The organism is Planctopirus hydrillae, from assembly GCF_001707835.1.
Lineage (GTDB): Bacteria > Planctomycetota > Planctomycetia > Planctomycetales > Planctomycetaceae > Planctopirus > Planctopirus hydrillae.
On record NZ_LYDR01000099.1, the window covers coordinates 15,327 to 40,430 of the forward strand.

General features: G+C 53.3%; 19 protein-coding genes and 1 tRNA gene. 13 read left to right on the forward strand and 7 right to left on the reverse strand.

The genetic code is table 11. From position 1 onward, the window contains the following. Positions 1 to 150 precede the first annotated feature (150 nt). The 8 genes from A6X21_RS11975 to A6X21_RS12020 all read left to right on the forward strand — a co-directional run bounded on the left by A6X21_RS11975 (position 151) and on the right by A6X21_RS12020 (position 9,908). Positions 151 to 1,623, forward strand: coding sequence for a DUF1501 domain-containing protein (locus A6X21_RS11975; RefSeq protein WP_068848169.1), 1,473 nt, complete (start codon positions 151 to 153; stop codon positions 1,621 to 1,623). Positions 1,624 to 2,462: 839 nt separating this feature from the next. Continuing rightward, a complete protein-coding gene (locus A6X21_RS11985; protein ID WP_068848173.1) occupies positions 2,463 to 3,260 on the forward strand; it encodes an alpha/beta fold hydrolase in 798 nt (265 codons plus the stop codon). A 65-nt stretch (positions 3,261 to 3,325) separates the two neighbouring features. Continuing rightward, on the forward strand, positions 3,326 to 4,711 hold the full coding sequence (locus tag A6X21_RS11990; RefSeq protein ID WP_068848175.1) for an alkaline phosphatase family protein: 1,386 nt from the start codon (positions 3,326 to 3,328) through the stop codon (positions 4,709 to 4,711). Positions 4,712 to 4,779: 68 nt separating this feature from the next. Beyond that, positions 4,780 to 5,865 (forward strand): methyltransferase, encoded by a 1,086-nt coding sequence (locus A6X21_RS11995; protein WP_205847459.1) that lies wholly within the window; start codon positions 4,780 to 4,782, stop codon positions 5,863 to 5,865. A gap of 213 nt (positions 5,866 to 6,078) precedes the next feature. Further along, positions 6,079 to 7,578, forward strand: coding sequence for a prenyltransferase/squalene oxidase repeat-containing protein (locus A6X21_RS12000; RefSeq protein WP_068848177.1), 1,500 nt, complete (start codon positions 6,079 to 6,081; stop codon positions 7,576 to 7,578). Between the two features lie 185 nt (positions 7,579 to 7,763). Next, positions 7,764 to 8,087 carry a DUF6793 family protein gene (locus tag A6X21_RS12005; RefSeq protein WP_068848179.1) on the forward strand — a complete coding sequence of 108 codons (324 nt, stop codon included), beginning with the start codon at positions 7,764 to 7,766 and terminating at the stop codon, positions 8,085 to 8,087. 75 nt (positions 8,088 to 8,162) lie between these two features. Continuing rightward, complete coding sequence (locus A6X21_RS12010) at positions 8,163 to 8,972, forward strand: SDR family NAD(P)-dependent oxidoreductase (protein ID WP_068848181.1); 810 nt, start codon at positions 8,163 to 8,165, stop codon at positions 8,970 to 8,972. An 863-nt stretch (positions 8,973 to 9,835) separates the two neighbouring features. Next, positions 9,836 to 9,908: transfer RNA gene (locus A6X21_RS12020), tRNA-Lys, on the forward strand. Here the strand turns inward: A6X21_RS12020 and bioA are convergent. The 6 genes from bioA to flhA form a co-directional block, all read right to left on the reverse strand. Beyond that, the gene (gene bioA / locus A6X21_RS12025; protein ID WP_240490248.1) at positions 9,906 to 11,429 is read right to left on the reverse strand and encodes an adenosylmethionine--8-amino-7-oxononanoate transaminase; all 1,524 of its coding nucleotides are present in this window, start codon (positions 11,427 to 11,429) and stop codon (positions 9,906 to 9,908) included. The two genes, A6X21_RS12020 and bioA, sit on opposite strands and share 3 nt — an antisense overlap. 144 nt (positions 11,430 to 11,573) lie before the next feature. Continuing rightward, positions 11,574 to 12,353, reverse strand: coding sequence for a FliA/WhiG family RNA polymerase sigma factor (locus tag A6X21_RS12030; protein WP_013109408.1), 780 nt, complete (start codon positions 12,351 to 12,353; stop codon positions 11,574 to 11,576). Between the two features lie 109 nt (positions 12,354 to 12,462). Then, on the reverse strand, positions 12,463 to 12,768 hold the full coding sequence (locus A6X21_RS12035; RefSeq protein ID WP_131818310.1) for a hypothetical protein: 306 nt from the start codon (positions 12,766 to 12,768) through the stop codon (positions 12,463 to 12,465). Positions 12,769 to 13,152: 384 nt separating this feature from the next. Next, positions 13,153 to 14,112, reverse strand: coding sequence for a P-loop NTPase (locus A6X21_RS12040; protein ID WP_068848188.1), 960 nt, complete (start codon positions 14,110 to 14,112; stop codon positions 13,153 to 13,155). 76 nt (positions 14,113 to 14,188) lie between these two features. Then, positions 14,189 to 16,069, reverse strand: a complete 1,881-nt coding sequence (locus tag A6X21_RS12045) for a hypothetical protein (protein ID WP_068848190.1) — start codon at positions 16,067 to 16,069, stop codon at positions 14,189 to 14,191. 94 nt (positions 16,070 to 16,163) lie between these two features. Continuing rightward, on the reverse strand, positions 16,164 to 18,317 hold the full coding sequence (gene flhA, locus A6X21_RS12050; RefSeq protein WP_068848192.1) for a flagellar biosynthesis protein FlhA: 2,154 nt from the start codon (positions 18,315 to 18,317) through the stop codon (positions 16,164 to 16,166). 379 nt (positions 18,318 to 18,696) lie between these two features. On the opposite strand from flhA, the gene A6X21_RS12055 reads away from it, so the two are divergent. From A6X21_RS12055 to glgA, 4 genes are all read left to right on the forward strand, one after another. Further along, a complete protein-coding gene (locus A6X21_RS12055) occupies positions 18,697 to 19,161 on the forward strand; it encodes a DUF2752 domain-containing protein (protein ID WP_110766460.1) in 465 nt (154 codons plus the stop codon). Between the two features lie 166 nt (positions 19,162 to 19,327). Further along, complete coding sequence (locus tag A6X21_RS12060) at positions 19,328 to 20,029, forward strand: hypothetical protein (protein WP_131818311.1); 702 nt, start codon at positions 19,328 to 19,330, stop codon at positions 20,027 to 20,029. A gap of 66 nt (positions 20,030 to 20,095) precedes the next feature. After that, on the forward strand, positions 20,096 to 20,812 hold the full coding sequence (locus tag A6X21_RS12065; RefSeq protein WP_240490249.1) for a hypothetical protein: 717 nt from the start codon (positions 20,096 to 20,098) through the stop codon (positions 20,810 to 20,812). 230 nt (positions 20,813 to 21,042) lie between these two features. Continuing rightward, on the forward strand, positions 21,043 to 22,527 hold the full coding sequence (glgA, locus tag A6X21_RS12075; RefSeq protein WP_068848203.1) for a glycogen synthase GlgA: 1,485 nt from the start codon (positions 21,043 to 21,045) through the stop codon (positions 22,525 to 22,527). Positions 22,528 to 22,637: 110 nt separating this feature from the next. Here glgA and A6X21_RS12080 read toward each other — a convergent pair whose 3' ends face one another. Continuing rightward, positions 22,638 to 23,627 (reverse strand): malate dehydrogenase, encoded by a 990-nt coding sequence (locus tag A6X21_RS12080; protein WP_068848205.1) that lies wholly within the window; start codon positions 23,625 to 23,627, stop codon positions 22,638 to 22,640. 381 nt (positions 23,628 to 24,008) lie between these two features. On the opposite strand from A6X21_RS12080, the gene metG reads away from it, so the two are divergent. Beyond that, the coding region (metG, locus tag A6X21_RS12085; RefSeq protein WP_068848207.1) for a methionine--tRNA ligase at positions 24,009 to 25,104 on the forward strand (1,096 nt) is incomplete at its 3' end.

Sequence of the window (25,104 nt, forward strand, 5' to 3'; positions counted from 1 at the left end):
CGAAATCAGGTTTTCGACTCTTCATCAAGGTATTGAGATTCACGAACTGTGAACGACCACACTGGGTTGATCATCCAAAACTGGGTCGATCATCCAAAGAACCAATCCGAATCAATTTTTGAACCTGTTACTTTTTAGGGGCACCTCGCCATGTTAGTTATCCCCGGTCAACCTGGAAAAGATATGTGCGATCCCCATCTCGGCGTATCGCGACGAGCTCTGCTGCGTGTGGGCGGAACTGGACTCTTTGGCCTGTCACTTGGTCAGATGCTGGGCCTCAAGGCACAGGCGAATGATTCGGCTCTCGCCACCGGTGGTCCGGGCTGGAACAAAGCGAAGAGCATTATCCTGGTCTATCTTCAAGGGGGCCCGAGTCATCTCGACCTGTGGGATCCCAAGGAGAATGTTCCCGACAATGTCCGCAGTGCGTTTGCTCCCATTTCCACCAAACTGCCGGGCGTCAAATTCACCGAGATTCTGCCCAAACTGGCCCAGGTGAATGACAAGTTCACATTGATCCGGTCGATGAGCTATACCCCCAATGGCCTCTTCAACCATACGGCCGCCATTTATCAGATGATGACTGGCTACACGACAGATAAAGTCAGTCCCTCAGGCCAGTTGGAACCTCCATCTCCCAAGGATTTTCCTAACTTTGGCTCGAACATCATCCGCCTGAAACCACCCAAGGAGCAGATGCTTCCCTTCGTGATGCTCCCCAGACCACTTCAGGAAAGTAACGTCGTCGGCAAAGGAGGAACGGCTGGCTTTTTGGGCAAAGCCTACGATCCTTACACGCTCTATCCCGATGGTGACGACATGGACATGGCCAAGATGGAGCGCATTCGAATTGACGACCTCCAATTGCGGCCCGAAGTTTATGCGACGCGTCTCGAACGGCGGGCACGCCTCCGTGAGCAGATCAATTCACTCATGCCCCGTATGGATGAAGCCGTTGCCGACTACAAGCTGGGTGAATACTACGATCAGGCTCTCGGTCTGATTATTTCCGGCCGGGCCCGGGAAGCATTTGCTATTTCCACCGAAGACGATGCCACCCGCGATCTGTATGGCCGCAACACTTTTGGTCAAAGCCTCCTGCTGGCGCGCCGCCTGGTGGAAGCCGGGACCCGTGTAGTCGAAGTGGTCTGGCCGAAAGTGGCGAACAGCGATAATCATTCGTGGGATCATCACGTGGGTTTGACGGACCGCATGAAAAAGCAGTCTGGTCCGATGTTCGATGCCGGTCTGTCAGGTCTCATTACCGATCTCGATCAGCGGGGACTGCTCAACGAAACTCTCGTGGTCGCTGTCGGTGAGTTCGGACGCAGCCCGCAAAAGGGCGTCAGCACGTCCGGTAACGGTAACAGTGCTGATGGTCGCGATCACTGGCCTTATTGCTATACCGCCATGGTGGCCGGTGCGGGCATTACGCCAGGAGCCGTTTATGGCGAAAGTGATAAAACGGCATCAGCCCCCAGCAAATCGCCAGTTCATCCGGCTGAACTTCTGGCCACGATCTACCACTCGTTCGGCATCCATCCCGAAACGATCGTCTACAATCATCTGAACCAGCCACGCGAGTTGGTCAAGGCCCAGGCCATTACGTCACTTTTCGTGTAGTATCTGATTCATGTAACGACAAGCGACAACCTTCACGCGAATGCACCCACATTGGCGCGAAAATTCGGATTCAGGGCGGCTCACTCCATCGAGAATGAGCCGCCTTTTCTCATTTCTACAGGTTGTTCTCTTCTCGCAGGATCACTCGATTTTCATGAAATCAGTGCGCCCTGTGTGCCATGCTCATGCCTCTGGAACCCTCGCCCGCGTCTGCGTGGGAGAGGGCAGGGTGAGGGTTTTTGCTGATGGATGTGTAACAGTCACCGAGGCATCCGCAGGAACGCCAATTGTCATCCATCGGCCAGAGATGAAGAGCGTCCTGCGATGAAGCCGATTGTTGATCGAACGCCAACAAAGTTCGAGCTCGCCCTCATCACAACCTTTTCCCGTCAGAACGGGAGAAGGAGCAAAAAACTGCGTCTGTGTGGGAGAACTCAAATGCACCTCAAAACATGCTTCACGATAGTTGAGAAAGTTTGCCAGGGACGAACAAAGTCTATAGACCTGGGGGCAAACGAGGACGTTTGACCCCAGCCACGCGGTCTCGATGCACATCGCAGAATAAAATCCACGAGAAGTTGTGTGAAAAAGACAGCGGCTCGGTGCAAGCATGCTGGATTGTCTCGCGACGAGCGTTTGAATTCTGTGGTTCGGTGTAAAAGGTTCCTCAACGCCTAGAAGTTACAGTTTACGCCGCAGGCGCAGGTTGGCACGCTGTGACCATTTTCTCACGTTCCCGCACGATCCATTCGGCCGGACACTTTGCCGGGGTTCCCTTGGAGCATAGACTGTAATGACTCATTGAAAGCCTGCACTCAGGGAACAGGGATTGCGCCAACATGCCCTATTTTGAAACAACTGCCGGTCGAGTCTTTGCTGTCGTTCAAGGTGAAGGCCCACCCGTTGTTCTGCTGCACGGCTTCCCTTTGACTCATCGCATGTGGCGCGAGCAGATGGTGCCGCTTTCGGCGAATCATCAGTTGATCGTCCCCGATTTTCCCGGCTTCGGGCAGACACCGCTGGTCAAAGACAGTCTGTCGATCGATGACTATGCGATCGTCACCTCTGCCCTGCTGGATGTCATTGCCCCACAGCAACCTGTTCATGTGGTGGGGCTCTCGATGGGAGGGTACATCGCCATGGGGATGTTGCGCCAGGCGGCTGATCGAATCCGTTCCCTGGCACTGCTCAATACGAAACGGGAAGCCGATACTCCCGAAGCTGCCCAGAAGCGGTTGGCCATGGTTGATAAACTGCTGGTCGAAGGCAGCCGGGTGGCTGCTGAAGCCATGATGCCCATGGTGATGGCACCAGATGTCAACGAAGACCGGCCCGCTCTTTTCGACTTTGTGCGTGATCTGATGATTTCTCAGGCAGCCCGTGGCCTGGCAGTTGCCCAGCGGGCCATGGCCAGCCGGCCAGACTCGACAGATCTACTGGCCAGGTGCTCCGTTCCTGTGCTCGTCGTGGCAGGTTCTGAAGACAAAATCACACCACCACAAGGGATGGCCGAGATGGCTCGTGATATTCCCGGCTCGCACTTCGTCACAATTGCCGATTCCGGGCATCTCTCTCCACTGGAAAAACCCGTGGCCGTGAATGAAGCGCTGATCAGCCACTTTCAGAGAAATCCGTAAACAGGATCTGAACCCGTCTATTGACAGAATCCACCAGTCTCTCCGCCAGGACAAAGTCATCTCCTATGCCTCAGCCGCTGGTGATCATCAATGTGGTGGGTCTGACATACGAACATCTGGGGCAGCACACGCCCCATCTCACGGCACTTGCCAAAGCGGGTACAGCAGCACCCGCCGGCGGAGTCTTTCCGGCAGTGACCTGCACGGCACAGGCCTCGATGCTCACAGGGAGCACTGCGACTCAGCATGGCATTGTTGGCAATGGCTGGTACTTTCGCGATACCAGTGAAGTGCGCCTCTGGCTGCAATCCAATCGATTGGTTCAAGGGACAAAACTTTACGAGCAGTTGACATCGATTGATCCGGGCCTGACCACCGCCAAGATGTTCTGGTGGTACAACATGTATGCACCTGTCGCCTTCTCGATGACTCCCAGGCCCAGCTACCCGGCCGATGGTCGTAAAATTTTCGATTCCTATTCACATCCCACGGAACTGCGCGATGATCTCCAGAGTAAACTGGGGGTCTTCCCTTTGCAGTCCTTCTGGGGGCCGATGGCGGGGATCGAAAGTTCCCGCTGGATTGCCACAGCCTCCATTGAAGTGATGAAACGTTATCGACCGTCACTGACGCTCGTCTATCTGCCCCATCTGGATTACGACCTGCAGCGGTACGGGCCGCATGATCCTCGCATTCAAATTGCTCTACGAGAGGTCGATCTCGAAGCGGGACGTGTCATCGAGGCCGCCCGGGAATCTGGTGCCGAAATTCTGGTTGTCTCGGAATACGGCATTACGGAAGTTTCGAAACCTGTGCACATCAATCGTGTGCTCCGAGAGGCTGGCTGGCTGGTCGCTCGCCGCGAGCCATTAGGTTACGAAACACTCGATTGTGGAGCTTCAAAAGCATTTGCCGTCAGCGATCATCAGGTGGCTCATGTCTACGTTCGAGACGCGTCGGATATCCCGAGAGTCAAGAAACTTCTGGAGCAGACTGACGGCATTGAACGCGTGTTAGACGAAGCGGGCAAAGTCGAGTTGGGAATTGCTCACGAACGAGCCGGCGAACTGGTGGCCATTGCCGCACCACAGGCGTGGTTCACGTACTATTTCTGGCTCGATGATCATCTGGCACCGGATTACGCCCGTACGATCGACATCCATCGTAAACCTGGCTACGACCCCACTGAACTGCTGCTCGATCCGCAACTCAAGTTCCCGAAGCTGCGCATCGTCCGGCGTCTGCTCCAGAAGAAACTTGGCTTTCGTTACTACATGGATGTGATCGGACTGGATGCCTCCATCGTTAAGGGTTCGCATGGAAGACTTGCGACGAAAGGCCTCGAACCTGCGGAAGGGCCGGTCATGATTGCTTCCCGACCAGACATTTATTCTGAGAACTGGAGTCTGCTCGATGTCCCTCGAATTGCCAGGTCTTTGATGGGCCTCTAGTGCGAAGAAACTCGTTGGTAATCGATACAATCTCAACCTGAGTTGATCACGGAATTCTGGAGTTCGGCATGGCAATGAAAGATGCACTACGGTTTCCACCGACAGATGTCACGCCGATCTTTGATCTCTTTCGAGGCAACTTCGCGACAGAACTTCTGGCAGCTTCGGTCGCCCACTTGCATGTCTTTGACGTTTTGAACGAGAGTCCTTTGTCGTTGGACGAATTGCAGAGTCGCCTGGCTTTGTCCGAGCGAGCCACTCAGGTGCTTGTCACCGGGCTTTGTGCGATGCAACTGCTCACCAGAGGGCTCGATGGCGATATCGACTTGACACCGCTGGCAAGAAATCATCTGGTCTCCTCCAGCCCCTTCAGTGTGGGTGGATACATTTCGCTGGCTGCACAATCAGCAGGCACACTGGCATTGGTCGAGCGATTGAAGTCCGACCGGCCTGAAGGAGCGGAGAGCGAGCAGGGGGCTGCTTTCATCTTTCGTGAGGGTTCTGAATCGGCCATGGATCGCGAGGACTCTGCCCGGTTTTTGACGTTGTCTCTGGCTGGCCGGGCGTGGAATGTTGCTCCCCGGTTTGCTGATGTGCTTCCAGCGGGCCAACCTGGAAGAGTTCTCAATAGCCATTCTGGCAATGGTGGTCGAGTTCTGCTGGATGTTGCTGGCGGCAGTGGGATTTACACCATGGCAGTTCTGCAGAAATACCCCACCTGGAAAGGCATTATTTTTGATCGCCCGGAAGTGCTGAGAATAGCCGCTGAGTTGGCGGAAGAAACAGGGGTTCGCGATCGTTTGGAGTTGCATGCCGGGGATATGTGGTCTGATCCCTTCCCACCGGCTGACGACATTTTGCTCTCGAATGTGCTGCATGATTGGGATCGCCCCCAGTGTGCTCGTCTGGTGGCGAAGGCGACTTCCGGCTTGCCGGAAGGTGGCCGCCTGCTGATTCATGATGTGCTGTTAAACAGCGATTTGACGGGCCCGCTGGAAATTGCCCTCTATTCGCTGGCACTTTTTTCACTGACGGAAGGCCGGGCGTACAGTCTGGAAGAGTATCGCGGCTGGATCGCAGGGGCCGACCTGAAATACGTGGAATGTATTCCGACAGCAGCACATGGCCACTTGATTCTGTCGGAGAAGGCTTGATCTACAAAAAAGCTGACCATTGATCATCAATTTGACGAACAATCGACGTATCTTCAGGGTAAGAGGCTAGGGATGGGTGCTTGACCCCTCACCTGAAGGTTCGTAGCATCAATAAACATCAGTAATCTTTGATCGATTCCCTATCTGTCGGCGATTCGCCATCTTGTGGAACACCTCATCGCTGGGGCTTTCACAGAACAGGAATACTTTTGCATGGCAACAACGATCCAGAATTCTGGTGCAGTTCGGACGCCCGAACGCCCTTCCGTAACGGCTCGCCTCGATGGTGCACAAACCAAAGGTGCCAAGTGGTCTGAAATTGCCGTGACAGTCGGCGTGAGCACTTTCCTTCATGCCATTGTTCTGTTTTTGTGCGCAATGATTGTTTTTGACAATCGTCAACTGGAAGAAATCTTCACCACGATTGCTTCGATCAATGAAGTTGAGCCCGAGCCGATTACCGAAACGTCGTTGATTCAGCCCGAAGAAATCATTCAGACGAATGTCGATCCGAATCAGTCGGAGTCGAATGCTCTGGATGTGGCGGATGTTCCGGTCGATATGCCGAATATCAACGATCTGGATCCCTCGATGGTGCTCGACTCGGTCGAGGCCGACAGTGGCTTGAACATCAAAATTGGCGATGCGATGGCTGGCCGTTCCGCCGCCGCCAAGTCTCAACTGCTGAAGGAGCAGGGTGGGAATGATGCCAGTGAGGCGGCAGTGCTCACGGGACTCAAGTGGCTGGCCAATCATCAGGCCGATGATGGGAGCTGGAACTTCAATCATGTCGGGACCAAGGGGTGTGATTGCAGTCAGCCAGGAACCTTGAAAGCCTGTAAAACCGGTGCGACAGCCATGGCCATGCTCGCTTACATGGGTGGCGGGCATACCCACAAGAAGGGCGACTACCAGAAGGAGATGAAGGGAGCCGTCGACTTCATGATCAAAAGTCAGAAGGTGACTCCCGAAGGTGGCGATTTCCGGGGAATTGTCTCGAGTAACGAAGGCTTTTACACGCAGGGGCTGGTGACCATCGCCTTGTGTGAAGCTCTCGCTCTTACCAAGGATGAACGCTTACGTACACCCGCTTTCAATGCGGTCAAATTCATTGTCAACGCGCAGAATCCCAAAGATGGCGGATGGCGCTATCAGCCGCGACAGGCCGGTGATACATCGGTTGTTGGCTGGCAGATTATGGCACTCAAAAGTGCCCAGATGAGCAAGATCAAAGTGCCTCCGCAAACCTTCCGTGGTGCCGAGAAATTCCTCGATGCCTGTGCTAAGAATGGTGGCTCTCAGTACACCTATGTCCCCGGGAGTGGCGATGCCAAAAATTCGATGACGGCCGCTGCACTCCTCTGCCGCATCTACATGGGTTGGGAACCCAATAAGCCCGCTCTCAAGGAAGGCGTGGCTCATCTGGATAAAGCCAAACCGGCCAAAGGAGACATGTACTACAACTATTACGCCACTCAGGTCATGCACCATTGGGGTGGGCCGGAATGGCAGCGATGGAACGCAGTCATGCGTGACCAGCTTGTCAAAACCCAGTTAAAACAAGGACATGCCACCGGCAGTTGGAACGTCGCTGATCCTCACGGTGGTTCGGGTGGTCGGCTCTACATGACCTGCCTCGCTGTCATGACACTCGAAGTCTACTACCGCCATTTGCCCATCTACCAGCGGGAAAATGTGAAAGTCGATTTCTGATTCCTTCAACCTCAATTTGAGTATTCAGAGCCTCGAGTTTTGAAGAGTGTCGATTTCGCCCGGAAAGTCAGATTCGAACCGCCGCTTAGACTTCTATTTGCGCAGAGTGCGGCGATCAGTGGAGCAAAGACGACTGGTGCCTTATACTCCTTGCCAGAGATACCGGGACGTAAAGAGGCCGAAAGATGCCACTGTTTGAAATTGAGACGTCGGCACACATCATGGTCGCTTGGACAGAATCCCGTGAGGCGGCCGAGGCATTGACGCAAGAGACATTTCCCGACGAGGAAATTCTCCGAATCGGTCGGCGTCCGCGGGATGCGTGGGTGATTTCCAAAAGACTGCTGGGATTAACTGGCCCTGCCTCCCCCAGTGAAATGGCGCGCGATTGCCTCGCTAAATCTCACGGCAACAAAATCGAAGCCATCCATTTATATATGGTCGGGATGGGAGTTTCAGAAGATGAAGCTCAACGAGCCATTGAGACCAATATGTCACTGGGCTGGTGAGGCTCCTCCGGGAGTTTCTGGTTGAATCCGTTTCCCCGCATTTCATGATCTGCACCAGGTTGGAGTTATTCGTCCATGAGTCGGTTGCTTGAAGGCAAAGTCGCGCTGGTCACTGGTGCAGGACGAGGCTTGGGCCGCGCGTTTGCCGAGCATCTGGCGAAACTCGGCTGCCATGTTGGAGTCCACGGCCTGCGGGAGAATGGCCCCTCCGAATACGGCGAAGGGACAACACTGACACATACGGCCGCTGAGATTGCAACGGCATACAGCACAAAAACTTACCGCGTTCTGGGCGACCTCACCGTCGAGGCCGATGCCGCTCGCGTCGTTCAGGAAGTGACTTCTGAATTGGGACCGATTGATATTCTGGTGCACTCGGCTGGTGGAGATATTGCCGCCGCCGGTGGAAAGCCCAATCCCAACGACGCGGTCATGATCAAAGCCATCGATGTCCGTTCGGTGCTGGATCGCAACCTGATGAGCACCATCCACATCTGCCAGCAGGTAGCTCGTGGGATGATGGAGCGACGACAGGGCCGCATCATTACCATCAGCTCGATCGCTGCATTCCGGGGAAATGCCAACAGCGCCATTTATTCAACTGCCAAGGCGGCTGTGGTCGAGTATACGCGTTGCCTTGCCGAACAACTCAGGCCATACGAAGTGACCTGCAATTCTCTGGCCCCCGGCGATACGCGAACTGGTCGATACCTGGGAACACGAACGGTCGATCAGAGTCGTCTGGTCGAAGCCGGTACGCTCGATCGAATTGGCCTGGTTGAGGAAGTGGCTCAGGTGGTGGAGTTCTTTGCCGGCCCATTAGGTCAATTTGTGACGGGGCAGGCTTTGCGTGTTGATGGTGGCAGCCAGATCTGGCCCGCCTGATTCCTTGTACGGATTCCATGATGTCACTCATTTCGTGTGCCATGCTTGCGACTCGGATCTGTCAATAACGCACATCTTGGGTCATTGCCGACCCCGACAAAAATGATGTCGGGTGGCCCGGCCAACTTGTGGCCGGGTCGTTGTGTTCGACACAACGACAAGAAGCCGCGCCATGCGCGTCCTTTTGCCAGGCAAGGCCATTGGCAGGTTGGGGTTGGTCGACGTCATCCACCCCCAGATCGAGAGCGTTGCCAGTACAAATTCATATGAGACGTCCCTTTATGGCATTTGATCAGATTCGCCATAAACATTGAGAGTCCAATGACCTGGGGGCAAACGAGGACGTTTGACCGCAGCCACCCAGTCTAAGACCACACCTCAAATCTGAACTCATGCAAAGTTGTGTGTAAGAGACAGCGGCTCGGAGCAAGCATGCGAGATCGACAGATCAGGCGTTTCGATTTCTGGGATCGGCATGATGTTTGTGCATCAGGTGAGCTGATAACTCGGTCACTGGGTGATCTGCGATCTCGTCGGAAAGCTTTCTCACTCAACGGGAATTTCAGCAGCCTGCCAATCCGGCCTGGTGATTTTCATCGAATCGTTTTGAAAAACGCTTCGGATGTCACGCCAATTCCTCAGGCAAAATCGGTTCAAAATGGTCTTATGGTGCGATGATCCGCACATTTTTTATGATTTGTGGCTGGTTGGTTTTACTCTGTGAGATCAGCGGCTACACTCGTGATCTTGGCTATTAATGGCCATGCCGTGATTTCATCGCCAGCAGGTTGGAATTTATCAGAAGTGATGAATCCGCACTGATTTGTCGAATTGTCATCTGCGGCCTAACATTCAGTTGATATGAGAGCGTAGCTCAGTCGGTAGAGCAACGGACTTTTAATCCGTAGGTCGAGGGTTCGAGTCCCTCCGCTCTCACTCCATATTTTTCACTGAATGTTCGGAAGATTGAGTTCTTCCCGCGCTCTTGAGTGTTTGAAGTCTGGATGTGACTTCCGCAAGACTTTCTTCAAGACCGTCGAGTAGCTCTTCAACCAGATCGACTGGCATCGCGGGTGCCGGGTAGAGGATGACTGAATCTCCGATATTTCTCTGGATGATCCCTCTCTTCCGACAGGCCAGAGTGACTTGGTGACCAGCACGTAGTTCGGCAGGATAGGGCGTCACAGGCTCACTGCGATGCACCAGGTCGATGGCCATCATAGTCCCCAGATGTCGAATCTGATGAACATGCTGCAACCACGCAGGTTTCGATGATTGCCACCTTTGAATCCGCTGTCTCAGGCAGCTTTCAATTTCACAGGCGTTTGAAAGCACATTCTTCGTTCGCATACGCCGGATCGATGCCAAGGCCACAGCACACGCCAGCGGATTCCCGGTGTAAGTATGGCCGTGGTAGAACGTGCGGCCCTGCCAAGGTTCGCCAGAAAAACATTGGAAGATTTCCTCGGTGGCTAATGTCGCTGCCAGCGGCAGGTAACCTCCTGTTAACCCTTTGGATAAGACCAGCAGATCTGGTGCGACCTTTTCGTGCTCACAGGCTAGCATCTTGCCGGTACGGCCAAAACCGACAGCAATTTCATCGGCAATCAACAGAATGCCACGTTCCGCCGTCATCGTTCGAAGCGCCTGCAGGTAGCCTGGAGGATGAACCAGAACTCCCGCGGCGGCCTGGACGAGTGGTTCGACAATCACTGCCGCCAGTTGATCCCGTTGCTGATCCAGCAATTGTTCGGTTTTTGCCAGAATGGTTTCCAGGGGCAGAAACTCACGGCCTCTGGTCGATGCCCGCGCTGGCGTGGGAAGTTTCAGGGCTGGAAATGTCATTCCGCCAAACAGGCTGTGAAAGACATCAATTCCGCCCACGCTCACGGCCCCTACCGTGTCTCCGTGATAGCTTTGTTCCAGACACGCAAACAACCGGCGATCTTCCGAGTGAGCTTTCTGGCGATGATATTGCCAGGCAATCTTGAGAGCAGCTTCCACGCCAGCGGCACCGCAATCTGTGTAGAACACTCTGGTGAGACCCGGCGGTGACAATGCGACAAGTTCTTCGGCGAGCTCTATCGAACTGGAATTCGCAATCCCCAGCAAAGTGGAATGCGCCACACGCTCGATCTGGCTGGTTAAGGCGGCATCCAACTCAGGGACACGATGCCCGTGAATATTGCACCAGAGCGAAGAATGCCCATCGAGATACTTCTTTCCCTGGCTGTCAAACAGAGAAAAGCCCTCAGCGTGGGTGATGATGGGGGCTTCTTCAGAAGTGTAGGCAGACATCGCGGTGAACGGATGCCACACGTGGGCATTGTCCGCAGCTCGAAGCTGTGAGTGGTGATCAGAATCCATCAGACCATTCGATGTTTGTGGTGCTACCCAGAACTTCCAGCGCCTGTTTTCAAAGTCGCTGGAAGAACTGCCGTGAGGATGTTTTGACATTACTCAGGTTATCGCAACCGCTTCGTGACAGATACCAACCGCCGGATTTTTGGGGCCCGTAAAACGATCAGGTGCAGTGAGCGGTTCTTTTTTCGAGAACCACTCACTGCACCTGATCAAAGCCATTGAATTGGTGGCGAAAACTTACTGAGCAAATTCCGGTCTGCGGCGGCCAAGCTGTTCTTTGAGTCGGTTGACGATACTCGAATGCATCTGGCTCACGCGGGATTCTGACAGCCCTAAAGTGCTGCCAATTTCCTTCATTGTCAACTCTTCGTAGTAGTAGAGAATGATAATCAGGCGTTCATTGCGGTTGAGACCTTTGGTGACCAGTTTCATCAGGTCACGCTTCTGGATGCTGAGAGTCGGGTCTTCGCCTTTGGTATCTTCAATGATGTCGATTTCACGAACATCTTTATAGCTATCGGTCTCGTACCATTTCTTGTTCAGGCTCACGAGATTAACAGCACTGGCTTCGCTCTTGAGTTTTTCGTACTCATCCAGAGGAACGCCCATCTTGGCGGCAACTTCATTATCAGCGGGAGGTCTGCCGAGTTCAGCTTCGGCCTGCTTACGGGCGGATTCCAGCTTGCTGGCTTTGCTGCGCACAAGTCGCGGAACCCAGTCCATGGTCCGGAGTTCGTCGAGCATGGCTCCACGAATTCGCGGGACACAGTAGGTTTCAAACTTAACTCCGCGCTCCATATCGAATGCTTCAATAGCATCCATGAGCCCGAAGACTCCAGCGGAAATCAGGTCGTTGATATCCACGCCATCCGGAAGCTTGGACCACACTCGCTCTGCGTTATATCGCACCAGCGGGAGATAGTTCTCCATGAGGCGATTACGCAGTGCTTTGCTCGACTGGTCCTGCTTATAGGCATTCCAGACGGCCTGAATGTCTTCGATAACCCTGGTCACCATCCAACCCTCCGTGAACATCCGTGATAGCTAATGAGGGTTAGCTATCGTGCTTGCATCGTTTCGAATGCGGTTCTGAACAATATGAATAGATCCGCAGAAAAATCATTAACTATCGGGCAGTGACACTGTCAGTCGGGAGTCCAGGCGATGAATCAGCCAGATCGTTCTGTGTTAGATCTTTTTGGGCCATATCTTCCGCTGTCTGGCGACCAAGTTCTCCCAGGAACCAGCCCAGCGGAAAGAAGATCATCATCGCTATCAGACCTTTTCTGACAGTCTCTATAAATCCACTTCCTTCCATAGCTCCTGCAGCACAGGCAGCCATTAAAGAAAGCAGGCTTAAATACGCTGCATACTGCCTTACCATGACGGCCCTGTTGTGGTTCAGGGTGGCGAACTGATGAAGTGGCGACATCGCTTCGTTCTTCAGTATCGACATACTTCAGCATGCAAATTCAGTGAATCTGTTGAAATCAACGCAGAGTCCGCAGACGGAATTTCTCCGACTGCATTCTCAAAAAAGTGATACGCAGGTAGGAAATCAGCTCAAGAAAATGACAGGTAACGAACAGGTTTCGTTATGTAGGAAGGGATTCAGAAGTCGAGGCGGGAAACGAATGAAATGTTGGCAGGTATTGACGGCGCGAAGCGCAATCCGAGTGGGCTATATTGTCAAGGGAATCATGAGGAGAGGCAGGAATTTGAAGTGAGGCGGCTACAGGAAGAGATGCGGAGAGGAAAACAGGCGGGAAAGGCATTCAGGCAAAATTCAAGATCGAAACTCGTTGGCGAAGAGCAGTCAGGTGATTGCCGTCGCGTGGATGCAATTCATCGCTTTTTCTTCCGTTTCCGACAAGACCAACCTGAAGAAAGATTTTCGAGGTGCGAAAGATCTGGTGGCCCATTTCCCTGCAAATCGGCGAATTTGTGCACTCACCGGGCAACTCGTCTTCAGGACAAACGGAGTTCTTGAGCCGATCGACGTTATGACGTCTTCGTGGTATCCCAGTTTACCCAGTTTTTCGATGCCGTATTGCAGAAATGTTCGACTGGTGCGAGCTAATCGTTCAAAGATGGCTTCGGCGTGCTGATCCTCATGGCAACTGGTGATCAGGATGCCAGCGGAATTCTGACAGCGAACTGACAGATGCTTGAGGACCGCATAGGTGTTTGCGATGGATGTCGGTTCGGGAGTTGTGATCAGATCGATACGATCAGCAGCTTTCACGAAGGGATAAACGACAGGAAAACTGGCGGTCCCAGCATCGACAATCAAGGTGTCGCAGCTCTTTTCGAGCTGAGCCAGTTGTTCGATGAAGAATGTCCTGAGCGGGGCAGGGATGAGTTCGGGTTGAAGTAATAAGCGACATCCGGTGAGCAGTTTGACGTTGCCTGGACAGTTGAGAATCACTTCTGCTAACTGCCGGGCACCACTGCCGACATGCTCCAGATTCCAGTAACTGTGTAACCCGCACATCAGATCGAGATGAGAAACACCTTCGGCAGCATCGAGCAGCAGGACACGCTGGCCCATTTCTCCCAGTGCGACAGCCAGGTTCAGTGCGTACGTCGATTTGCCGACGCCCCCTTTTCCAGAGGTCACTACGATCACCCGGCATCTCGATTCGCTCAAGGCGACATCTTGCTGACCCTTGAACCATGCGATTCCGGATTGAGCTTTGAGCGAACGCAGACCTGTGGCCTGATCGCATGGGATCGCCAAGGTTTCTGACTCAGTGATGGTCAATGGTAAGGTCATGGGCTATCGAATCATGAGGAAACGGGGCGGGATTGTGCTCACTGTAAATGGATGATTCGCTGGTCGCAGATCTCGGTCAGACGGGCGAGGCAAAGGCATTGGTTGTCGTAATCGAACTTGTCGCCAGAATGGATGGGCGCAGTGGTTCAGCAGAGAGAATCAGTCGGGCAAGACGCGAAGCGGCAGCTCGCTCCAGGTGATCGGGAACTTCCTGGCCTGTTGTCAGATAAGAGAGTGGCAAAGTGGAGTTAATGTTAGTGGCCAGGACGGCACCGTATTCCTGAATCTCATCGAGTTTTGTCAGGATGAGCTGATTGGCACCGATCGTGATGAACTTCGAAGCAATCATCGTGATCGAACGTGGATCGCTTGCCATACTGATGCACAAGTGAATTTCGTGTGCGTGGGCTTCTGCCAGAATCGCCTTAAGTTCCTGATTTTTCAGTTCATCGTAAGGACTTCTGCCAGACGTATCGATGAGGACCAGATCCATCGTCGCGTAGTCATCCATCGCACTTCGCATTTCTGCCGGCGATGAAACCACACGCATGGGGAGTTCCATAATCTCCGCATAGGTCTTGAGTTGTTCAACGGCGGCAATTCGAAATGTATCCACAGTAATGAGGCCGACTTTTCGATGCTCACGCAGCCGTGCCTGGGCTGCCAGCTTTGCCAGGGTGGTTGTTTTCCCAACACCTGTCGGGCCCACCAAGGCGACAATTTGAGGAGTACCCGGTGCAATTTGCACAGGTCTGGAAAGATTCAATTCCTGCTCAATCAGGCTCAATAACAACAGCCGGGAGGCCTGTGGATCTGTCAATTCTTTCGGAGTGGCCAGGCAGGCGAGCTTTTTTAGCAGCTTCCGGGCGATATTTTCTGGCAGGCCCGTCTGATTCACCATTTCCTGCCAACTGGTCGATTCAACTTCCCGCGTTTCATGAAAACGATTCATCGAACTTGTTTTGAACTGTTCGAGACTCTGTTGATTTTCATGGAGCCGCTGATCGATCTGCCACCATTGGGAGTCATGGACAGCATCTGCCGTGGTCAACACGGCAGGTTTTTCAATGCGCGCACCCGGCAGAGTTAATCCCGAAGGTTCGTAGGCTGGCAAGAGCGAGACTGGCTTAGCCGGTAAATCCACACCGGACGCCAGAGAGGATGGTGTTGTCGAAACTGTCGATTCGGGTGCTGATCGCCTGACATCCTTCGCTGGAGACGACTGGTCCTGCTGCTGATCGCGTGCGGCTGGATTCGTTTCACCGGGATTGGGATCAACGCCGGATTGTTCAAAACTCTGCCTTGGTTGCCAGCGACCCAGCCCTCTGGGCGCAGGCGTGAGAGCGGGTGAATTCGAAGGAGGTGTCACTCGTGTTGGCAACGGATTCCGACGTGGCGTCGTCGCAGAATCCAGTTGAGAAGATGGATTTTGAACCGAACCTGTCGTCGCAGGCGGCTGGTGATTCGCCTGAGGCTGAGGTGTGACCTTGGTGTTTGGCTTTTCTGGTTGATGACCCATCCCCCGGCCATTTCCCGTTGAACGGACATCAGGAGTCGATGTGCCAGGCCGAGGACTGCCAACTGCCGGTGAAGAAGGATGGCTCAGTGGACCGCTGGTACGTTTTTTGAGTTCAGCTTCTAAGGATCGAGCCGCTGATGGCCCGACACCCAGAAGTGGCGGCGGGCTAGCTAATGTTTCATCCAAGGGTCGTGGAGTGGCTCGCGTGGCGGAAGATCGAGGTTTTGGAGGATTAATGCGAGGTTTTGTCGCGACCTGCTGAGGTTGGCTGGTGGCGGTGATTTCCACTTCGCTACTGGTACGTCCAAAGGGAAGCCACGAGCGATGTTCGATCTGCCGTGTATGCAGAATCGTCGCCTCAGTCCCCAGTTCCCGATAGGCCTGCTCGAGAGCATCGTCGAGCGTCGCGGCACGATAGACGCGAATATCCCGATTCATATAAGCCCTCCGGCAACACCACAACTGGTTAAAGAAGTTTGCACTTTCAAATTCATTTGATCAGTCATAACGGCTGAAAAACCTGTGGTCGTGCTCATCGCCTGGCTCCTGTCAAGTCGGCCTGTGGAGCAGGCATCATGTTGGGCCTGGCTGGTCTGATAGCAGCGATACCAATCACACCGTGAGGTTCGACAGCCGTATCCCGCGTAATTTCGTTCAGACTGATCACAGCCAGTCGTGGTAAGGTGCTGGATGTCATCTGTCGTACGCCGGCACGCAATTGCGGGCCGCACAACAGCACGGGTGGCCGGCCAAATTGCACCAGTTTTTCCAGTTGCTTTGCCAGTTCCTGAGTAAACGACTCCACGATCTGAGGCGATAGTTTGACCAGCATGCCGCGCTCGGTGAATTCAATCCCGGCCGACAACGTATCTTCGACGGCAGGTTCTAATGTCACAACATGCAACGTACGCTGTGAATCGCGATATTGCTGACAGATGGTGCGGCTCAAAGAATGACGCACGTATTCCGTCAAAATGGCAATATCCTTCGTGCGATCGATGTAATCTCCTAACGTTTCCAGAATGGTTTCCAGATCCTTGATCGGGATTCTTTCCCGGAGCAGATTTGCCAGAACCTGATGAATCACACCAATTTTGAGGACATCAGGCACGAGATCTTCGAGCAGTTTAGGAGCTTTGGCTTTGAGTGTGTCGATCAGTTGATGAACCTGCTGGCGGGAAAGTAACTCGTCCGCGTATGAGCGAACAATTTCCGTCAGATGTGTGACGATCACAGCAGCCGGTTCCACAACGCTATAACCCAGCAGTTGGGCGCGTTCATTCTGTGAAGGTTCAATCCAGACGGCAGGTCGGTCAAACGCCGGGTCGCGGGCATCCATCCCTGGAATGCGGCCAGTCGTTAAGCCGGTATCGATGGCCATTAACCCGGTGGGATAAACGGCACCCCAGGCAATGGGCGTGTCTTTCAATTTGATCTGATATTCGTTCTGTTCCAGGCGAACGTTATCGCGAATACGAATTTTGGGAAGAACAAGCCCCAGTTCCTGAGCGATCTTATTGCGGACTCGCGTCACTCGATCGAGGAGATCTCCGTTCGAAGCCGGGTCGGCAAGGCGGATCAGGCCAAAGCCCAGTTCGACTTCAAGTGGTTCCACACCCAGATGATCTTCCGGACGAGGCTGCGGTTTCGCTGCGGCTGCTTCCTGAGTTTCTGCCTGTGCTTTTTGGAGCTTCCCTTTCTCCTGGGAGGCACGCAGAAAGTAGCCCGCGACGGCCAGTGCCATACTTAATGAAAGCAATGGCATCATCGGCAGACCCGTAAAGGCCATGGCGCCAACAAAAGCACTCGACACAAAAAGTGTCTCGCTGTGCCGAAAAAGCTGGCCGAGAGTTTCTTTGGAAAGATTTGATTCGCTGCTGGAGCGAGTCACCAGCAGGCCAGAAGCCAGCGAGATGAGAAACGCCGGGACCTGGGAAACCAGTCCATCACCAATGGTCAATGTTGTATAGACCTTGATGGCTTCTTCAAACGGCATGCCGTGCATGAACATGCCAATGATGATTCCACCCAGAACGTTAATCAGCGTGATGATAATGCCAGCAATGGCGTCGCCGCGGACAAACTTGCCCGCACCGTCCATAGCGCCATAAAAGTCGGCTTGCTGTGTGATTTCCAGACGCCGCGCTTTGGCCACCTCTTGTGTGATGGCACCGGCATTGAGATCAGCATCAATCGCCATCTGCTTGCCAGGCATGCCATCCAAAGCAAAGCGAGCCGCCACTTCGCTGATGCGGCTGGAGCCTTTCGTGATGACAACAAACTGAATCACCACCAGAATCACGAAGAGAATGATGCCAACAACCAGTTGTCCGCCAGCGACAAACTCGCCAAAGGCTTCAATCACCTCACCAGCCGCACTGGTTCCATCGATGTTAGCCCGAGTCAGAATCAAGCGCGTCGAGGCCACGTTCAGCACGAGCCGCGCCAGTGTTGTTCCCAGTAAGAGCGATGGAAAAACACTGAAATCGAGCGGCTTGGAGACGTAAATGGTCGTTAGCAGAATCACCACTGCCAGAGTGATGTTTCCCGCCAGCAGGACGTCGAGCACGACGGGTGGTAAGGGAGCAATGATCACCAGAATCGACATGACGAACAGGCCTGGCATGAGCAGACTCTGCGCGAAATTCCCGGCGTCGCGCAGATTCTGAGCGCGAGGAGCGGGCATGTGATTCTCCAGGAGTGATTAGGGGCTGACAAGCACTGAAAATGAAGGGAGTCCGGCAAGCCGGGACAGACCAGGTGACGAGTTCTCTCTCAATGGATGGAAGAACTTTGAGAAATCCGTGGCGTTGTTATGAAAAAGGCTGAAGTCTGTCCAGTCGGGTTTCGCTGCAAAACCTCTCCAGATAGCGAGTTTCCGTTGCCTGGAATTGACGCAAAGTCTTGAACTGAAATGGAAAATGGCGAAATCCCGAGGTGTTTTGCCAAGCTCAGACAAGCTATAACTGACAGTGCTGAAGACCGATGATGCCCTGAGATGCAATTTCCGCCGATAAACCACGCCTTGCAGCAGTTGTCATAAAAAACTACATAGCCACTCAAACGTGTACAGATTCATTTCCCGTCTTTCTCCGCCTCACCGCCTTTCGAACACTCATCGAGTGCTGCTGCTGTTCGCTGCAGTTCTGCTGATCAGTGGTTTTCTACTTGCCGCCTTTTTGAAGCCTCACCCTTCCGGTGTGGGGACTCATCAACAACTTGGTTTACCCCCCTGTTACTTTCTCGCCTTGTCTGGTCTTCCTTGTCCTGCCTGTGGCATGACGACCTGTTTTTCCCATTTTGTCAGATTGGAATGGATTGATGCCGCCCGATGTCATCCGGGTGGTCTCTGTCTCGCATTTTTTGCCTCGATAACGACGGTCTGGATTCTGGTCAGTGTGATTCGAGGAGTTTCATGTTTGACCAGTGATTATCTCGAAGTGTTTGCTGTGCTCTCGTGTGTGGTACTGGGAATCATTCTCTTAAACTGGGTAGGCCGAATTGCCTGGATCTATTGGAGTGGTTTCTAAGTCCCATCGTTGGTTTCCTGCCTTTTGCCCCGCCGCATTTCCTTTCTGAATTCACCTCGCCTTTCTTTTCTGAATCAAAAATCCCGAATTCTTGGTGACGTCTTGTGGTCAGTCATGGCCGGAACATTGTTACCTCATGGAATTCCATAATGTGGAGGTCCCCTTGATGGACAACACAGCACGAACATGTGCGGCTGGTTCTTCGCGTCGCGAATGGATGCGAACTGCACTGGGATTCAGCGTTCTGGCCGCAATTGGTTCAGCTCCGGGTTGTTCACTCTTTGTGATGGCCGGAAAAATGGTGCAGGGAGACCCTAAGCATACGTGCCGTTTCAAGGCGATGACGGGGATCGATCTCACCAAAGGTAAGCATAAAATCATGGTGGTCTGCTCAACACCGGCAGACCTCAAGCAGGAAAATTCGTCCCTCGAGTATGACCTGATTGACGGGATTACCCGCCGCATGAAGCGTCGCAAGGTCGATGCCGTCGATCCCAAAAAGATCACGAAATGGCTGGATGATCACGGGGGAATCGATGGTGATCTGACAGATATCAGTCAGGACATTGAAACCAACTATATTGCCTGGGTGAACGTCCATCGGTTCCAGACCACGGAAGATAATGCCCCGCGTCTGCATCGGGGAAGAATGCTCGCCGAGGTCAGTGCTTTTGAAGTGCAGGATCTGGGGGGGAGAAAGTTTCCCAGTCAGATTTTCACGACTGAATTCAATTCGACCTATCCTGAGCACCAGCCTATCTCTGAAAACGGACGATCTGCGCTGGTTTTTCAGAAAGAGTACCTGGACCGCGTCAGCGAGATGCTGGGCGAAATTTTCTTTGATAAGTCTTTGAACGACACACTTTGATCGATGCGTGATGGTGCAGAAATTTTCTGTCGTCTTGCTCTCGATTCCATATTGCCGGGGTCTGCCATGAAAGCCTGGATGAAAAATCAGTCCGATGCCCATACCACGATTGCCAGGCGTTCCTCAAGAATGCGGCTGACAGCCATGGTCTGCGCACTCACAGCATGTCTGCTGTTTCATGGTTGCAATTACGTGGTCATGATTGGCTACCTGATTGGTGGGCCACCCTCCATCGAACCTGAGTTCGATGCCATGACCAAAGAGTCGATGACTGATAAAGACGTGAAGGTTGCTGTCGTTTGTTATGCCCCCAAGGAAGTACGCTTCAGTTTTGAAGACATTCACTTTGAAGTCAGCAAGTTCGTGACCTTCCGGCTCGACTCCCATAAGATCAAGACTGTTCCTCCCGATTACGTCAAAGCCTGGCTCGATCAGAATCCCGATTGGGATCGTGCTGAAGAAATCGGTGCCGCTTTCAAGGCAAAGTACGTCGTTTACATCGATCTCAAGGCCTTCTCGCTGTACGAAGAAGGAAGTGCCTCGCTTTACCGCGGACGTTCCGAAGCGATCGTCAGTGTCTGGAAGATGGATGAGTCGTTTGAAGCAGGTGAAAAGATCTTCAGCAAAGAAATCATTTCCAAGTACCCGCTTTATCAGCCAAAAAGTGCTGCCGACGAAACACTTTCCAACTTCAAAGCACTGTATATGACCCGTCTGAGTGAAGAAATCGGCCGACTCTTCTACGAGCATTACACGGGCGATGATATGGGTGATGCGACTTAGGTCAATCTTCCGCGATAGGTTCGAGCCAATCACAACCTGAGGTTGTCAATCTGGTATAAGACGAAAAGATGTCTGTTGAATACTGGGCTGATTGATCAGGATCGGGTTGCAGTTGCTCGAACCTCGACGTACTGTTTCGATGATTTCCTGTATGGACTGGCCTGATTGCCGCGATTTCACAGGCAGACGGACCAGACAACTTCAGATGCGTCACCGACGGATGTTTTCTCATGCGGATTGTTTTGACCAGTTCTGAAGCCGTACCTTTCTCAAAAACCGGGGGACTGGCTGATGTTTCATCCGCTCTCCCGAAAGCACTGGCTGCTCTCGGGCACGAACTCTGGCTCATTACCCCTTATTATCCGCAGCAGGCTGAACTGAACGGCCTGGCCAAGCAGATTCAATCCACAGAGCAGTCGATTACCATTACCATCGGTCATAACGATGTGACTGCCCGAATCCTCGAATCCCGCATTCCCGGAACATCCGTTCGAGTTTTTCTCGTCGATCAACCGGAATACTTCGATCGCCCCGGCCTTTATGGAGATGCCCAGGGTGATTATCGGGACAGTTGCGAGCGATTTGTGTTTCTCAGTCGCGCAGTTCTCGAAATCTGCCGTAAGTTTGACATTCGTCCGGATGTGATCCATGCCAACGACTGGCAAACGGGGCTGGTTCCTGCCTTGTTGAAAATCGAAGGGCATAGCTACGGCCTCGAACGCACCGCCAGCATTTACACCATCCATAATATGGCTTTTCAAGGCCAGTTCTGGCATTGGGATATGGTGCTCACAGGTCTCGACTGGAAGTACTTCAACTGGCGGCAGATGGAGTTCCACGGACAGCTCAACCTGCTGAAAACCGGGATCACTTTCGCTGACATGCTGACGACTGTCAGCCCGACATACGCCCGGGAAATTCAGACGGCTGAATTTGGCAACGGCCTCAACGGCGTGCTGACATCTCGCCGGGAAGATCTGGTGGGCATTCTGAATGGCATTGATGAAGAAGTCTGGAACCCGGCCAGCGATCCTTACATTGCAGAAAACTACGACCACACGACAGTTTCCATCGGCAAACCCGTCTGTAAAGTGGCTTTGCAAAAAGCGATGGGGCTCCCCGTCCACATGAACGTTCCGCTCTTCGGAATGATCAGCAGGATTACCTCGCAAAAAGGTCTCGACCTGATACTTGGATGTTCCCGCGATCTGGCCGATTTGAATGTGCAATGTGTTTTCCTGGGAACGGGCGATCCTGTCCTCGAAAAAGGATTGATGGCACTCGCGAAAGAGCATCCTCAAAAATTCGCCGTCAAGATTGGCTATGACGAGGCGCTCTCGCACCAGATTGAAGCAGGGAGTGACATTTTTCTGATGCCCAGCCAGTTCGAGCCCTGCGGCCTCAATCAGATGTACAGCCTGGCCTATGGAACTGTTCCCATCGTGAGAGCCGTGGGTGGCCTGGCCGATTCGGTCATTGATGTCACCGAAGCAAATCTTGGCAAAGGGACAGCCAATGGCTTCAGCTTCTATGAATACAAAAGCGAAGTTCTCTTCCGGCAGATCTGCCGAACTCTGGGTTACTTCCTCGACAAAACCACCTGGCTCAAACTGCAGAAGACCGGCATGACACGTGACTGGTCATGGAAGCGGAGTGCTCAAGAGTATCTCAATGCCTACCAGCAGGCTTGCCTCAAACGATCTCATGGTCATTGATTCGACCACCGACATTGTTGAACCATCAAAAAACCGGTCGATTGCCTCGCAGCAATCGACCGGTTTTTATGTTGAAATCTTCTGTTGATCGAAAAGAACACAGAAGTCGGTTACGGGAGCAGATCTTTCACTGTGTCCCGCTCGGCCTTCAGTTCGTTGATCGTCGCATCAATTTTCGAGCGGCTGAATTCGTCCACCTGGAAGCCCTGAATGATCTTCCAGTTTTTTCCGTCGCTGGAGAGTGGGAAGCCGCTGATGATTCCTTCTTCGACACCGTAGCTGCCATCGCTCAAGACGGCGGCTGAAATACAGGTGCCAGCCGGTGTGGGGTTCACCAGACTCTTGACGGTATCAAGAGCTGCATTCGCTGCCGAGGCTGCGCTGGAAGCGCCACGGGCAGCAATCACAGCAGCACCGCGTTGCTGGACAGTCGAGATAAAGGTCGATTTCAGCCATTCATGATCCGTAATGACCTGAGAAGCTGGCTGGCCATCGATCTTGGCGTTCATGAAATCCGGGTACTGGGTCGCCGAGTGATTGCCCCAGATCGCCACGTTCTGAACGGCTGCCACAGGACGCTGGGCCTTAATCGCCAGTTGGGAGGCTGCCCGGTTCTGATCCAAACGGGTCATGGCGAACCAATTCGCACGGGGAATGTCTGGAGCATGGGACATGGCAATGAGGCAGTTGGTATTGCAGGGGTTCCCCACAACCAGCACCTTCACATCGCGAGAGGCTGCGGCATTAATGGCCTTGCCAGTATTGGTGAAGATCGGGCCGTTAATGCGAATCAGATCGCTGCGTTCCATCCCCTTTCCACGAGGAATTGAACCAATGCACAGCACCCAGTCGACATCCTTGAAAGCCAGTTCGAGATTGTCACTCGAAAACTTTTCGACGCCCGCCAGAGTGGGGAAGGCACAGTCATCCAGTTCCATGTGAATGCCATCCAAAGCTCCTTGAGCCTGCGGCAGTTCAATGAGGTGCAGAATGACCGGTTGCTGGGGACCGAAAATCTCGCCCGATGCCAGGCGGAAAAGTGTGGCGTATCCAATCTGACCAGCGGCACCAGTCACTGCCACGCGGAGAGGCTTCGTCATGTTCGTTAACTCCTTTGTGCAGGCCAATTTCGGCTGCGAAATATCTCAAGGGTGGGAAAATCAAAGTCCCGGTACCAAGACCATCGTTCGACGAGTTTCAAACCTCAATGCAGGTTAGCCTGACCACTCGTGAACAGCAATTGAGCGATCGGTCCGCGTCAACCGAGAATTTTTGAAATCAGCGGAAAAACCTGACCGTTTCCGTCAAAACCTGATACCGAGGCCATTCGCTGGATCGGCTCTGGTATCGTCAACGTAGACACCATGGCAGACAGGTTCTACGCTATCGTGCTCTGTGAGCGCTTGATCCCTGCTGATCAACAGAACCAATCGCCAGAGCGTTTGAACTCGAAAAATTGAATCGCTGAGAAATCGAGATCCATGACACGCCAGATTCTTGTGACTTCTGCTCTCCCTTACGCCAATGGCCATATTCATATTGGCCATCTGGTCGAATATCTTCAGACTGACATTTGGGTCCGATTCCAGAAACTGGCTGGGAACCGGTGTGTTTATGTCTGTGCTGACGACACGCACGGCACGGCCATTATGATCCGCGCCCGCCAGGAAGGCCGATCAGAACTCGAAGTCATTGCCGAAATGCGAGAATCGCATCTTAAGGACTTCACCGGCTTCGGGATTGAGTTCGACAACTACGGCAGCACCCATTCCGATGAGAACCGGGCTCTGTGCGCGGAGATCTGGCAATCGCTTCGTCAGGCCGATCTGATCGTCGAACGGAACGTCGAACGCTTTTACGATCCCGTAGAGGAAACGTTCCTGGCAGATCGATTCGTCAAAGGAACCTGCCCCAAATGTGGGGCCGAGGATCAGTATGGCGACAATTGTGAGAAGTGCGGCTCCACCTACGATGCGACCGAGGTCATCAATCCCATCAGCACACTGTCGGGTGCCACACCTGTTCGCCGGGAGTCGTTGCAGCTCTTTGTCGAGTTGGAGAAGCTGCACGGCTGGCTCAACGAGTGGACGCAAACAGGCGGCCATCTTCAGGAGGAGATTGCCAATTACCTGCAAGGCCACTTCCTGAACGATCCTTTACGCGATTGGGATGTCTCCCGGCCCGCTCGTTACTTTGGGTTCGAGATTCCCGACTCGCCCGGCAACTACTGGTATGTCTGGTTCGATGCGCCGATTGGTTACATCGCCTCGACACATCAGTGGTGCAAGGCAAATGGTGAAAAACTGGAAGACTGGTGGAAAAGCGACCAGACGGAAGTCCATCACTTCATTGGGAAAGACATTACCTATTTCCACACCCTCTTCTGGCCGGCGATGCTCAAAACGGCGGGGTTCAACCTGCCAAAGAAGGTTCACATCCACGGGTTCCTGCGGGTGAACGGTGAGAAAATGTCCAAGTCGAAGGGGACCTTCGTCATGGCATCAACTTATCTGAAGCATCTGGATCCAGCGTACCTGCGTTACTATTACGCCTCCAAGCTCAGCAGCCGAGTGGTAT